This is a genomic window from Paenibacillus sp. 7523-1, assembly GCF_002276415.1.
GTDB classification, from domain to species: Bacteria; Bacillota; Bacilli; order Paenibacillales; family Paenibacillaceae; genus Paenibacillus; species Paenibacillus illinoisensis_A.
In genome coordinates, this window is record NZ_NPBR01000024.1 from 269,838 (window position 1) to 282,262 (window position 12,425).

At 48.2% G+C, this 12,425-nt stretch carries 13 protein-coding genes; 5 read left to right on the forward strand and 8 right to left on the reverse strand.

Annotated features, from left to right (window positions below; genetic code table 11):
* The first annotated feature begins 21 nt into the window (after positions 1-21).
* From CHH60_RS24780 to CHH60_RS24790, 3 genes are read left to right on the forward strand one after another with little or no spacing between them, the layout of a single operon-like run.
* On the forward strand, positions 22-516 hold the full coding sequence (locus CHH60_RS24780; protein ID WP_095361639.1) for an Lrp/AsnC family transcriptional regulator: 495 nt from the start codon (positions 22-24) through the stop codon (positions 514-516).
* A 12-nt stretch (positions 517-528) separates the two neighbouring features.
* A complete protein-coding gene (locus tag CHH60_RS24785; RefSeq protein WP_095361640.1) occupies positions 529-1,116 on the forward strand; it encodes a chromate transporter in 588 nt (195 codons plus the stop codon).
* Positions 1,117-1,119: 3 nt separating this feature from the next.
* A complete protein-coding gene (locus CHH60_RS24790) occupies positions 1,120-1,665 on the forward strand; it encodes a chromate transporter (RefSeq protein ID WP_095361641.1) in 546 nt (181 codons plus the stop codon).
* Between the two features lie 112 nt (positions 1,666-1,777).
* Here the strand turns inward: CHH60_RS24790 and CHH60_RS24795 are convergent, their stop codons facing one another.
* Positions 1,778-4,144 carry an Ig-like domain-containing protein gene (locus CHH60_RS24795; protein ID WP_095361642.1) on the reverse strand — a complete coding sequence of 789 codons (2,367 nt, stop codon included), beginning with the start codon at positions 4,142-4,144 and terminating at the stop codon, positions 1,778-1,780.
* A 223-nt stretch (positions 4,145-4,367) separates the two neighbouring features.
* On the opposite strand from CHH60_RS24795, the gene CHH60_RS24800 reads away from it, so the two are divergent.
* The gene (locus CHH60_RS24800) at positions 4,368-4,979 is read left to right on the forward strand and encodes a class I SAM-dependent methyltransferase (RefSeq protein ID WP_095361643.1); all 612 of its coding nucleotides are present in this window, start codon (positions 4,368-4,370) and stop codon (positions 4,977-4,979) included.
* A 110-nt stretch (positions 4,980-5,089) separates the two neighbouring features.
* Here CHH60_RS24800 and CHH60_RS24805 read toward each other — a convergent pair whose 3' ends face one another.
* Together CHH60_RS24805 and CHH60_RS24810 are read right to left on the reverse strand one after the other, a co-directional pair.
* Positions 5,090-6,226, reverse strand: coding sequence for a glycoside hydrolase family 88 protein (locus CHH60_RS24805; protein ID WP_095361644.1), 1,137 nt, complete (start codon positions 6,224-6,226; stop codon positions 5,090-5,092).
* A 145-nt stretch (positions 6,227-6,371) separates the two neighbouring features.
* Positions 6,372-8,300 (reverse strand): heparinase II/III family protein, encoded by a 1,929-nt coding sequence (locus CHH60_RS24810; protein WP_095361645.1) that lies wholly within the window; start codon positions 8,298-8,300, stop codon positions 6,372-6,374.
* 318 nt (positions 8,301-8,618) lie between these two features.
* On the opposite strand from CHH60_RS24810, the gene CHH60_RS24815 reads away from it, so the two are divergent.
* Positions 8,619-8,951 (forward strand): hypothetical protein, encoded by a 333-nt coding sequence (locus CHH60_RS24815; protein WP_095361646.1) that lies wholly within the window; start codon positions 8,619-8,621, stop codon positions 8,949-8,951.
* Between the two features lie 123 nt (positions 8,952-9,074).
* On the opposite strand, the gene CHH60_RS24820 is transcribed toward CHH60_RS24815, so the two are convergent.
* The 5 genes from CHH60_RS24820 to CHH60_RS24840 all read right to left on the reverse strand — a co-directional run bounded on the left by CHH60_RS24820 (position 9,075) and on the right by CHH60_RS24840 (position 12,262).
* Entirely contained in the window at positions 9,075-9,362 is a 288-nt protein-coding gene (locus CHH60_RS24820) for a KGG domain-containing protein (RefSeq protein ID WP_095361647.1), read from the reverse strand.
* Between the two features lie 177 nt (positions 9,363-9,539).
* Positions 9,540-10,196: an SGNH/GDSL hydrolase family protein gene (locus CHH60_RS24825; protein ID WP_095361648.1), complete on the reverse strand. Its 657-nt coding sequence runs from the start codon at positions 10,194-10,196 to the stop codon at positions 9,540-9,542.
* Positions 10,197-10,301: 105 nt separating this feature from the next.
* Entirely contained in the window at positions 10,302-11,108 is an 807-nt protein-coding gene (locus CHH60_RS24830) for an NAD-dependent epimerase/dehydratase family protein (RefSeq protein WP_095361649.1), read from the reverse strand.
* A 108-nt stretch (positions 11,109-11,216) separates the two neighbouring features.
* Positions 11,217-11,546: an AzlD domain-containing protein gene (locus CHH60_RS24835; RefSeq protein ID WP_095291558.1), complete on the reverse strand. Its 330-nt coding sequence runs from the start codon at positions 11,544-11,546 to the stop codon at positions 11,217-11,219.
* Complete coding sequence (locus tag CHH60_RS24840) at positions 11,537-12,262, reverse strand: AzlC family ABC transporter permease (protein WP_255248079.1); 726 nt, start codon at positions 12,260-12,262, stop codon at positions 11,537-11,539. The genes CHH60_RS24835 and CHH60_RS24840 overlap by 10 nt, the downstream gene beginning before the upstream one ends.
* Between the last annotated feature and the right edge of the window lie 163 nt (positions 12,263-12,425).

Sequence of the window (12,425 nt, forward strand, 5' to 3'; positions counted from 1 at the left end):
AACGAAAAGGATGGATTAATCATGTCAGATAAACGCTCCTCTAAAGGAGGAGAAATCCCGCAAATGTACAACCTGGACGCGATCGATCGGAAAATCATAGCCGCCCTGCATCAGAACAGCCGTATATCCTATACGGATCTGGGCGCACAGATTGGACTGTCACGTGTAGCGGTTCAGGCTCGCATCAATGCTTTATCCGAAAAAGGCATTATTGAACGTTTCACGGTTGTTATTAACCCGGGTAAGGTTGGGCTTCAGGTCTCTGCCTTTTTTAATGTAGATGTGGAGCCGCCCTTCCTTGATGAAGTGGCCGAGAAACTGGACGAGGAACCGGCGGTCACCAGCCTCTATCATATGACGGGCCCAAGCACACTGCACATGCACGGCATTTTTGCGGACATGGAAGAGATGGAGCAGTTTCTGCTGGAGAAGCTCTACAAGATGCCTGGCATTGTGAAGGTCGAATCACAGTTGTTATTGAAACGATATAAAAGCCGAATGGGCATGAGACTGTAGGAGGAAAACAGCATGAGTTGGAAAGATTACACCGGTCTCGTTACGGGTATGGTACGAACCGGGATATTAGGTTATGGCGGTGGTCCTTCGGTTATTCCGTTGATTCGTTATGAAGCCGTCACCCGTTATCAATGGGTTACTGATGAGGAATTCGGCGAAATTTTGGCCATAGCCAATGCCCTGCCTGGTCCGATTGCAACCAAAATGGCTGCTTACCTCGGTTACAAAACCAAAGGCGCGCTCGGCGCCATCGTGTCCGTGCTGGCACACATTTTGCCCACAAGCATTGCCATTATCGCCCTGCTTGGCTCCATGTACGCATTACGTGAGTCGAAGATCGTAGCAGGCATGGTAGCGGCTGTGCGCCCCGTGATCTTTGTGATGCTGGGCATGATGGCTTATGAATTCGCCAAAAAAGCATGGTCCGGACTCGGCAAAACCTTTGCCATCCTGTTTGGTGTCATTGCGTTTGTGTTATTGCAGCTGCTGAATATTCATCCAGGCATTGTTATTGCAGTCTTCCTGGGTTATGGCGTATTCCACCTGGATCTGGTTCAGCGCTACAAGTCCAAACGCAGCTCCGACAAGGAGGTGTCCTAAACGATGCTTCAAACATGGTGGGAATTGTTTTGGGGATTTTTCGTAGCAAATATTTTGGGATACGGGGGCGGTCCTGCTTCCATCCCTCTCATGCAGGAAGAAGTGGTGAACCATTATCAGTGGATGACCACAGAGCAATTTGGCGATGTACTCGCCATCGGGAATGCGCTCCCTGGTCCAATCGCTACCAAGATTGCCGCATTTGTCGGTTATCAGGTGGCCGGGTGGTTCGGAGCGTTTATCGCCAGTTTTGCCACGATTGTACCTTCTGCTGCCGCACTGATCCTGCTGCTTCGTTTGCTTAACAAGCATCGTACATCGCCGAAAGTCAAAGGAATGACGCTGCTTGTGCAGCCCGTTATTGCAGTGCTTATGATTCTGCTCACATGGGAGTTCGGCCAAGTATCCACTGATTCCATCGGGATCTGGCAGACACTGATCATTGCAGGGATCTCCTTATGGATCATGACCAAGACCAAACTGCATCCAGCTATTTTAATTGTTATCGCTTTTGCTTATGGTGCCTTGGTTCTGTCTCATACGATGTAATCCGTTGATGGAGAAAATATAATTGTTTATACAAAAAAACGGTGGTGTCAGCATCCAAGCTGGCATCACCGTTTTCCCGTTTACATCTCACCTTCAAGGCAAGTTTTAAGTTTTATTTCGCTTCAACAACGATGGTCACTTTTGTTTTCACGCCAGCATAACTCACCGTGATTGTCGCTTTACCTTTACCGTTAGCCTGGATGATACCATCCTTCACCGACGCTGTTGCAATACGGGAGGACTTCCAGAGTGCCGGTTTGGAGACATTTGCTTCACTGCCATCTGCATACGTTGCCGTTGCTACCACGGTAACCTTATCCCCTGGTTTCATGGTCAAGGTAACTTTATCGGTTTGTAGATATTTCAATGTGTCTACATCGATAGCCACAGTTACGGATTTGCTGCCATATTTGGCTGTAATTTTCGCTTTACCTGAACCAACCGCTTTTACTTTTCCTTTGGTTACCTGAGCTACTTTGTAGCTGTTGGTTTTCCATTCGGCTTTGTCGGTTACATCGCGTTCGCTACCGTCATTAAAATACGCCACAACGGTAATATCAGCTGTCTCGCCAGATTTCAGAGATACTGCTGGCTCTGATGCTTCAATGCGGGCAATGACATCAACTTCAATTGCGATCGTAACCTTTTGGGAACCATACTCTGCTGTAATGTTCACTTTACCGCTACCGTTTGCTGTTACGAAACCTTTTTTAACATCAGCTACCCGAGCATTGCTCGTTTTCCAAGTTGCTTCTGAAGTTACATCCAGCGTTTTACCGTCTTCATCTGTACCCGTCAGAGTAATCTGCTGTGTTTCTTTGGAAGCCAGTGCGATAAAGTTTACATCCGCTTCGAGGCCGCTTGCCATACCAACCTCAACAGACATGGTCAGTGTTTTTCCATCCACTTTAGCGGTAATGGTTGCTTTGCCGACAGCAATACCCTTTACTTCGCCATCCTTGGACACTTCGGCAACCTTATCACTGCTACTGCTCCATTCCACATCTTCAGTTACGACTTTGGATGTGTTGCCATATACAGCTAGAACCTCTGCAGTAAAGGTATCACCCACACCGATTGATTTTTTCTTGTTTTGCATTTCGTATTTGTCTGGGACATCTACACTTACAGTGATTTTGACCGTTTTGCCGCCATAAGCTACTGTAATGGTTGCCTGTCCCGATTTGTAAGCCGTAAGTTTACCTGTAGATACATAGACGATATCTTCATCGCTTGAAGTCCACGTTGCTTTGGATGTTACATTCTCCGTGCTTCCATCCACATACTCCGCGTTGACCGTAAGTTCTTTTTCTTTTGTTCCGGTCAAACTCATAGCCAGCTTATCTTCAACGTCTACAACGTCCAGATAACGAGCGGTGTCTACATCTACCGTAATTTCAACGGTTTTACCACTGTAGCTGGCTTTAACTGTAGTTGTACCTTGACCAATGGCTGTAATTTGACCTTTATATACAGTAGCAACCTTTTCGTTACTGGATGTCCACACTGCCGTATTGGTTACATCTGCATCTGAACTATCCGGATAGATTGCCGTCAACGTCAGTTGTTTGGAGCGATCCGTATTGCTTAATTTGAAGAATAACTTTTGCTCGTCCACCTTCAGATTGCTTGTCCGATCCACGTCTACATCGATCGAAACGGTTTTCGTACCGTATTTAGCTGTGATTACAGCAGATCCCGCGGCATAACCTGTGATGGTACCCTTCAGCACATCAGCGATTTTCTCATCACTGGAACTCCAATCTGCAAGAGAAGTTACATCCATGGTCGTTCCATCCGGATATGTTGCTGTCAAAACGACTTTGTCGCTTTTGTTCAAAAGTAGGTTTACTTGTTTTTTATCTGTATCGATTCGCTTCACGACTTCGACGTTTACCTCAACGGTAACAGATTGTTTTCCTACCTTACCTGTAATTAATGCCGTACCCGCGCTTTGTCCGGTAACTTTACCGTTAACTACAGTCGCTACCTGATCGTCATCAGAAGACCATTCTGCGATATCGGATACGGATTCAGAACTGTTATCACTGTAAGTTGCAGTCAGTTTGATCTGATCAGATTCACCTTTACGAATATCAAGGGTTTGCTTGTCTTTGGTCAACGCCTTAACCTTTTTGGTGACATTCACCTGAATGGATTGTGGCTTATTTTCATAGGATACGATGACCGTTGCCTGTCCCTCACCTTTGGCAGTAATTGTTCCGTTATATACCGTAGCCACTGCAGTGTCATCACTGCTCCAGCTTGCATTCACTGTAATATTGCTTGTTGAAGCATCCGTATAGACTCCTGTAGCTGTTACAGAACTGGATTCTCCCACTTCAAGCGCCACTTCATTTTTGGAAACCACTATTTTGGACAGTTCCTTATCTGCCGCAGCGGCCAAGCCTACGTTGGAAATACTCAGCACGAATACCAGCATCATCACCATGTACTTGGTCAATCTTGGCTTTAACATCATTTCCCCCCGATTATCATCATTTTTTTCCTTAATTTTAATGTCGGCAAGTTCTTTCCAGATGTTTAGGCTTTCAGCGATTTTTCAGAAAAATGATTGGAAAACAATTCCGTTGTCTCATCTCTCTTCAGGGAATCATACCCGCCAGCATTCCGCATAACCTATCTATATTGCTATTTTTCATGCGCCAAGCAACTGAATTGTACATGATAGGAGGAGAAACATGCGGCAGCCCTTTGATTACATTGGATATTGGGAGCAGACATACCGTTCCGGAGAAACTTCTGGACGTGGATCATACGGGGTTCTGGCTGAGTTCAAGGCCGAGATTGTGAACGGATTGATCCAACAGGAGGGTATTACCAGCGTAATCGAGTTTGGATGTGGGGATGGCAACCAGCTGCAGTATATGAATTATAAAGAATACCTCGGTGTCGATGTCGCAGCCTCTTCGGTGCGCTTGTGTGCCTCAAAATTTGCCACGGACTCCTCCAAAAGCTTCATGCTGTATACACCTGGCCTGTGGATCAACCGGGGTTTTCTGACGGCCGACCTTACGGTTTGCCTCGATGTGCTGTATCACATCACGGATGAGACGGATTTCCGCAATACCTTATATGATATTTTGCATTCATCGAAGGAATGGGTTGTACTGTACACCAGGTTGAAGGAAAACGGCAACCCGGGTGTGGACACGATTCAGGATCGCAACCTGTTCCATTATTTATTTGACTATCCCGACTTCAAGGTTCAAGAGATCATCCCGCAGCGATATCCCGATCAATCTTCAGCGGACTTTGTGATCCTAAGACGCGTACCATTCGAAGAAAAATAAATAAATCATCTAACTCATATCACGAAAAACCACCCAGAACAGCCCCGTGGAAGATAGGCTGCTTCAGGTGGTTTTTTATTTCAATGATTTAATTCTCCGACATGTTGAAGTTAAAATAGTCCCGGACGTCCACGCAGCTTCGCCAGCGCTTCCATATAGAAATAATCGCCGTAGATGATCGGCACATTCAATCCCCTTCCTTCCGGGTAATGCACGGTTCCCTGCATGATCAGCCCCTCTTCCGCAGCTGACTCGCCTGAGCTGTAGCGCTCATGTAGGCCGCGAACGATGCGCTCGCCCGCTGCGGCATACTCTTCTCCGCGTGGCGACAGCTTCGCCAGCTCAAGCAGACCGCTCGCCGCAATCGCAGCGGCGGACGAATCCCACGCCACCTGATGCTCCGCCGGTGCGCGAAAATCCCAGAACGGCACGATATCTTCGCCAAGCATGGCGAGGAAGAAATCGGCCGCGCGTTCCGCTGTCTCCAGATAGCGGGCTTCGCCCGTATACCGGTAAGACAGCGCAAAACCATGCAGCGCCCAGGCGGTGCCCCGCGCCCAGGCGGAACCCGGAGCATGGCCCTGTCCGCCATGCTCTCTCAGCTTCTGCCCCGTGTGTGGATCAAACTCCACCACGTGGCAGATGGACCCGTCTGCGCGGACGAACTCGCGCGCAACCGTGTCCGCGTGTGCTTCCGCCAGCAAGCGGAAGCGGGGATCGCCGCTCTGCTCCGATGCCCAGTAGAGCAGCGGCAGGTTCATCATGCTGTCGATGATGGCTACGCCGCGCGTATCCATTGTGGACGAGTTGAAGTTCCAGGCACGAATGAACTGACCACGTACATTGAAGCGAGCAGCAAATAGATTGGCAGCAAGCATCCCTCGCCGCCGGCTGTCCATGCTGCCAGTCTGGCGGTACGATGCTACGCCGCTGAGCAGCCAGATGAAACCAAGATCGTGATCCACCGAATCCGGATTGCGGAGGCATCCCTCCAGCTGCCGTTCACAGCTATCTGCAATACGAGACAATGAAGCAGCATCTACATTTTCCGGGGACTCACCATACACAAGCCATAACAATCCTGGCCAGAAGCCGGCTGTCCACCATTCCGGATCATTCTGGTCATACGTCCCCTGCGGAGAGATGTGTGGAAAGGTATCCTTGATTCGCTGTGCGTTGCGAATGGTTTTGTCCGCGCCCTGCCGCCAAGCTTCTTCAACCCATGTTACCGATGTCGATGTACTCACGAGCTTTGCCTCCTCTTTTCGTATCCTTATTTATTTACTCATACACGTACGCAACTTTAATGGACTATATCTTTACGCAGCCTTCAGTGGTTTCCTTGCAACAGTTCAGTCCGGATTGTCTTCAATTCTTATCCTTTGAATGGAATTACCTCGGATACATGGTGAATTTGAGTCTGCACCTTGTCTCCTGTACGGAATGATCCCGAGAATTACCGCTTTCATCTGCGGTTTGTCGTAAGATTAATGCGGTGCGGTAAAACTTCTGTGGCAGGTGATCATGATCCACGGTCTCGATCACTTCGATCTGTGCATTCCAGCATTCAGCATCGTACGCCATGAACACCACAGCCCTGCTTCCTTCCCATCGTACTCCTGTTTCTTGCAAGACAGGTTCGATTCGACTGATAAAATGTTGGGCAACTAGCGGTTTTACATCCAAGGGCTCCCCTCTCTGAATACCGGAAGGTGGGTGCCATTGGTAGTGGTCTTCAAGGAAAAGCTCTGCTTCGGAATTTCCAGCTGAACCGTGCCATCGTAACCGCCGGATATATCTTGCCAGTGTAGGAGCCTCAGAATAAGCTGATGTCAGATCCAATTCAGCCTCTATCCCCTGTGATGGCAGGTGCTTAATATGTAGCATTTTGGCTTCGGCTTGTCTTCCGGATTGTTGACCCGTTCCTTCAATGACAGGAACGCTGTGCCCCTGAGAGCCAATTTGCAGAATGCTTTCCCTACCAGGTGCGAAGTAGGCTTGAGTATACTCGCCTGAGCCTGGATCACAGAGAATGTTTTCACCGCCGCCATGAAGGATGAAGTGTCCCAGATCATTATGATTATGAGGCTCTGCGTTATGACCTCCTTTTACCGAAAAGGCCACCTTTACTTCCTGCTGTTCGCTTGTTGTCAGCGTCCCTCGTGCTATCACCCACGACAAATCCTCCAAGTAAATCGGAGCCCCGGGCTCACCCGATTCAGTCTCACTCTCGAACTTAGCCGGATTAGTCCAGAGTACATTGCGGAGAGCATGAGCCCACCTGCGGCAGGGATCCTGGGAGAGAAGCGGGATGTGAAGCCCGGAGTTGATTTGAATCTGCTGCCGTTCGGATAAAAGGGACAGCAGACCGGACGGAAGCGTCTCCCGCTCGCGACTGTCCGAATAGTTGATAAATACCCCATCCGATAAATGAATATTTCCCGGGAAAGCAGCAATCGCTCCCGTCTTGGGTTCTGACAACATATCCAGTTCACCTGCACTGAACAATCTCAGCATCTCTGCGTAATAGGTATAGAATCCGAACCCGTACACCCAGTAGCCCACACCTTCAGCACATCCTCCATCCGGCCCGTAACCACTCAAAAAGGCATTCATGGATCGAATCGTGTGCTGCACAGCCATGGTTCTAAGACGCTCATCCTCCAATAAAAGGAGAGCAGCCATTCCGCATCCTCCACTGCAAACGGCTGACCAGTTGTGATTTGCCTCTTCCCAACCGTAAGTCCGCTGCTCCCTGTACAATGGAGTAAATATCCTGTCTTCTACCTCCGCCTTGACCATCCGAATCACACGTTCATCCAGCATGTCATCCAGTATCACAACTAGCTCTGCCAGCATCTGTGCGGTCTCTGCAGCGAATAGATCAATATGTGTTCTTGCGCCAGCTTCTTCCCCTTCCGGTATATGGGCAGACAGACACCAGGTTTGTTCGGTACAAACACTCCAGATCAGATCCTCCAGCAGATGCAAACGAGAGGAAGACGGCGATACTGCCACCAGCAGCCCCAGCGAAACAAGCCTTCCGCGCCTTTCAAAATAGGCCTGCTCATACGCTTGACGCTCACCCGTATCCCTGAATTGACGAAATAGGGAAAAAGATAGTTCAGGCAGGTTCTCTGTGAGTGCCTTCTGTTCATAACCTTCTAAATCCGACCAAAAGCCGGCGTAAACAGGGTCATTCCACGTGTCCGTGAGCCTGTCTTTCCAGTGATGGATAAGCTCCAAACCATTGGACATACCATGTTTCATAGCCGCAGCGATGTGATCTGCCTTCCAACGTAATCCAGGGTGAACCTTCATAAGAATTCCTCCCCATTTTTGTAACCGATTTCATTTTAGCTTATTAGATATTAAAAATGAAGGGAATTCGGCTAATCTTATGTAAAAAAACAAATAATATGAAAATAACTGAAACTTTTCAGACTGTTTTCTCGTAAAAGAGTTGTCGGTACTCATTGCATATGCATTTTATTCCATTATGAGGACAGGTGAACCATACTGAATACTGAATTATTTGATCAGGCTGTAACGGAGCTGCTGCAACGCTCGGATAGCCGGGTGCTTGTCCAGGTCGAATCCCATTTTCCGGACAATCGCCTCGTCGGAGGTAAATATCACATGGGGAGTCACACCGTATATCTGTACAAAAAAGAGATCATGGAGCAATGCCGGATGCTCTTCGGTACGCTAGCTCCATTGCAAGCCTATATTTATGTCATTCTGGCTCATGAACTGGGTCATGCAGAGGATACGGAATTAGCATATCTCTCCAACCTTCTTGATGGTCCCCTTTCGGCTCCTGAGCAGGCAGAGATCCGGTTGCGTATTGAAGAAAACGCCTGGCGTTATGCAGAATCACTGCTGCAGGGCATGGATCCTGTTTTCTTGCATACCATCATTGATGAATCCCTGCTCAGCTATCGACAAGCCATTGAACCACATATCGCCTAGAGCCTAGATTATCCGTACAACATTAAATGAATAAATAAGGCCAGACCCACCCTTTTCCACAGGTGAGATCTGGCCTTGTTTGCTAGAATTACGTTTTTTTCACGCTTGCTTCTATATCAATGATTAATTTTTCCGATTCCGTGACCGGGCTTGTCCACCCTTGCGCCCTGCTTCTTCGCGGCTCATTTTGCCATCCTGATCGTCATTTCCGTCACTGCTGCCCCGGGCGCTTCCGCCCTCACTTCCAATCTCTTGATAGAACTCACGGTCGTGGGATTTTGATGTAGCTTCCCCGCCTTTGCTGCCGATCTCCTGATAGAAATCCTTGTCATGGTTCTTCGAGGTTGCCTCTCCGCCCTTACGTCCTGCTTCTTCACGGCTCATTTTTCCGTTTTGGTTATTCTGTGCCATTTTGAATTCACTCCTTATCGGGTATTGAGTATAGTGTGCTACGCTTCTTAATTACCCTCCTCTTTGGAAATAAAACAAGGGATTTCTAAATATGTAACTTTTCTATAATTTATTTTCGGATGTTCGTCTATGTAAAAAAAGAGCAGAGGATTGCACAGGACCCTCTGCTCTTTTTTCCTATTGGATTTTAAGTTTGCTGTCCTGTACGACAGATAACCATTGACGTGCAATCAGTTCATGACCTACCGCCGTTGGATGCACACCATCCCACAACCAATAGGATGCCTCTGCCTTTTCAGTCGCTTGATTGAGCACATCCTGCAATGGAACGAACACAGCATCGAACTCATCCGCGAGCTCCCGGACAAGGCGTTGATATTGGCCTATTTTCTCCTGCCATGCATCCCATTTGTCCACCGTAGCGCCGGTTTTCAGAATGAAGGGTTCCATCAACACGAGCCCTGTATTCGGGAGCACTTCCCGCGTTTCTTCAAGCAGATGACGATATGCCCGTCCAAGACGATCCGTCACCCCGCTCCGTTCATTATTCATTATACGCCAGGCGTCATTCACACCGATCAGAATGCTGATCAGCTCCGGCTTCAAACTAAAGGTATCTTCATTCCAGCGTGCATACAGATCGGATGCGCGATCCCCACTAACCCCCCTGTTGTAGAAGGTGGGCTGCTTCTCTGCCAGCTCCGCACCCAATCTGCTTGAGATCAAATAAGCGTAGCCATGTCCCAGAAAGTGATTCGGATCATCGTTCCGCGATCTTCCTCCGTCTGTAATGGAATCTCCCTGAAACAATATTACGGATGGACTTGTACTCATGATTTAAACCGTTCCTTCCTCTTATGCAAAATGGAAACCTTGATCCTACAGTCTCCATTTTATCCCTTTCCGGTTCAATAGAAAATAGCGTTTTCAACAGTTCAACTAAACGCCCTTCTGGTCTTTTGCCACATATCCTCCGCCCTGATATTTCGTCTCATCCTGCTTATCCGGCGCACCTCTGCGCTTCGCTTCTTCCCACAGCGCGGCAGCATCGTCTTCCGGGCGGTATCCAATTTTTTCAGCCAAATAACCGATATCATAATAATTGTCGCTATTCGCGGAGGTTCCATATAGATTAAGATACTTCATCCCGGAATCGGCTTCAATACAGCACACAGCGAGCTGCACCATATCCCTCGGGGATATCCAGATATGGGCAGAGCGCTCGGAATGCGGATAATCATCCCCGGAGAAGTTGCCGATCCGAATGTTGAATGAAGACAGGTCATACTTGTCCACATAATATCGGCCAAGCAGTTCAATATAACATTTGCTGAGGCCATAGAAGCTGTCAGGGCGATAGGGGTCGTTGACCTCAATCTCTTCACCTGTACGGTAAAAGCCAGTTGCATGGTTAGAGCTTGCAAAAATGACACGCTGAACACCATTCATTCGTGCTGCTTCATATACATGGTAAGCTCCTGTAACATTGATCGGTAGAACTTTACCCAAGAAGTCCTCTTCATCCTTGGCCCAGGCAATGTGCAGCACAGTATGCACTCCTCGCATCAACTCTTGCAGCCTTTCTGCGTCCGTAACATCCATGGGGACAATACCTGCTCCAGGATCATCCTGAAGGTCAGCCGCAACAATATCATACTTGTCCATTTCCCTCAGACCGTCCAGCAGACTGCGACCGATTACGCCAGCAGCACCTGTGATCAGGACCTTTTTCCTCGTATTACCCATTCACCTTCGCTCCCTTCATTCTTAACGGATACCTCAGTTCTACTACATAGGTCTATAGAACATTATTAACCGTTAGTCTGAAGGAATTACCTGTACCTCTTGCGTCCTCTACCCGAGCACATAACGCAAAATCATCATCGCTACAATGCCCACAAGAACCGTACCGAGAAGGCTTCGCGTCCAGATCGCTACCACAAAGGTAGGCAGCGCAGCCCACAGTGCAGCATTTTGGGTGAGCGGTACCAGCTGGTTGCCAGACATCAACAGCTCCTGACCAATTAATGCTGCCATCACGGCCACAGGTACATATTCCAGCCAGCGAAGCAGCCATACCGGAATCTGTATTTTGCTAAACAGCATTAGGGGCAGCACCCGGGGAATAAAGGTCAACAAGGCGGACCCGATAATAATCCAAAATACATCCCATCTTACTTCCATCGTTCCATGACAACTCCCATCGTTGCTGCAACGACTGCAGCCACTATAATGCTCGTGCTGCCCAAAGAGGCCATACTCGCTAGTACCACACACACCACGGCAATAATGGCTACATTGATGTGCAGCTTTCTGTTTTTCCGATGGATTAACTGGAGCACGATTAGGCCGATAAACATAGCCGGCAGGGCAAAATCCAGTCCAAACTGCTCCGGATTGGTAATCCAGCGCCCGAAATAAGCTCCTGCCATGTTGGCTGCGAACCAATTCAGATAAGCTGTAATATTCAATCCATGCATCCAACGTTCACTTAATGTTTTGCGGCCAATTGCGCGAGTCATCGCCACTCCGAACGATTCATCCGTGAGCAGGGAGCCAATCCACATGTTTTTGAGTGGGGTCAGGTGCCTGAAATACGGCGATACGGCTGCACTGAGTAATAGATGTCGCAGATTGACAAAGAAAATCGTGAAGATGATCGCTGCTGCCGATCCGTTCGATGCGAGCATGCCTGCAGCAATAAACTGGGCCGAACCTGCATATAAGATCAGACTCAGCAGGGCTATTTCCGCCATACTGAGTCCTGCTGTCATTTCGATGACACCTGCTGCAAACCCAATACTCAAATAGCCAAGCAGGGTTGGAATGCAATCCTTTACCCCCTGCATAAACGTGGCATGATCCCGAGTCTCTAAGATGTCTTCCGATTTTGTGACCATGGGCATTGATTTATCCAATTCTGCTGCAACTCCTTCTCATCCCTTCAGAGATGTAAATACGTTTCCTTTATATTAATTTAGAAATATACCACAAGTTGAGTGAATGAGGGAGAGACAGATTTCTCCTTTACAGAACAGATGCAAATAGATCTCTCATGCAAAA

Coding starts and splice junctions, on each gene's coding strand:
- CHH60_RS24780 (WP_095361639.1), top strand. CDS start 22: ATGTCAGATAAACGCTCCTCTAAAGGAGGAGAAATCCCGCAAATGTAC.
- CHH60_RS24785 (WP_095361640.1), top strand. CDS start 529: ATGAGTTGGAAAGATTACACCGGTCTCGTTACGGGTATGGTACGAACC.
- CHH60_RS24790 (WP_095361641.1), top strand. CDS start 1,120: ATGCTTCAAACATGGTGGGAATTGTTTTGGGGATTTTTCGTAGCAAAT.
- CHH60_RS24795 (WP_095361642.1), bottom strand. CDS start 4,144: ATGTTAAAGCCAAGATTGACCAAGTACATGGTGATGATGCTGGTATTC.
- CHH60_RS24800 (WP_095361643.1), top strand. CDS start 4,368: ATGCGGCAGCCCTTTGATTACATTGGATATTGGGAGCAGACATACCGT.
- CHH60_RS24810 (WP_095361645.1), bottom strand. CDS start 8,300: ATGAAGGTTCACCCTGGATTACGTTGGAAGGCAGATCACATCGCTGCG.
- CHH60_RS24815 (WP_095361646.1), top strand. CDS start 8,619: ATGGGGAGTCACACCGTATATCTGTACAAAAAAGAGATCATGGAGCAA.
- CHH60_RS24820 (WP_095361647.1), bottom strand. CDS start 9,362: ATGGCACAGAATAACCAAAACGGAAAAATGAGCCGTGAAGAAGCAGGA.
- CHH60_RS24825 (WP_095361648.1), bottom strand. CDS start 10,196: ATGAGTACAAGTCCATCCGTAATATTGTTTCAGGGAGATTCCATTACA.
- CHH60_RS24830 (WP_095361649.1), bottom strand. CDS start 11,108: ATGGGTAATACGAGGAAAAAGGTCCTGATCACAGGTGCTGCTGGCGTA.
- CHH60_RS24835 (WP_095291558.1), bottom strand. CDS start 11,546: ATGGAAGTAAGATGGGATGTATTTTGGATTATTATCGGGTCCGCCTTG.
- CHH60_RS24840 (WP_255248079.1), bottom strand. CDS start 12,262: ATGGTCACAAAATCGGAAGACATCTTAGAGACTCGGGATCATGCCACG.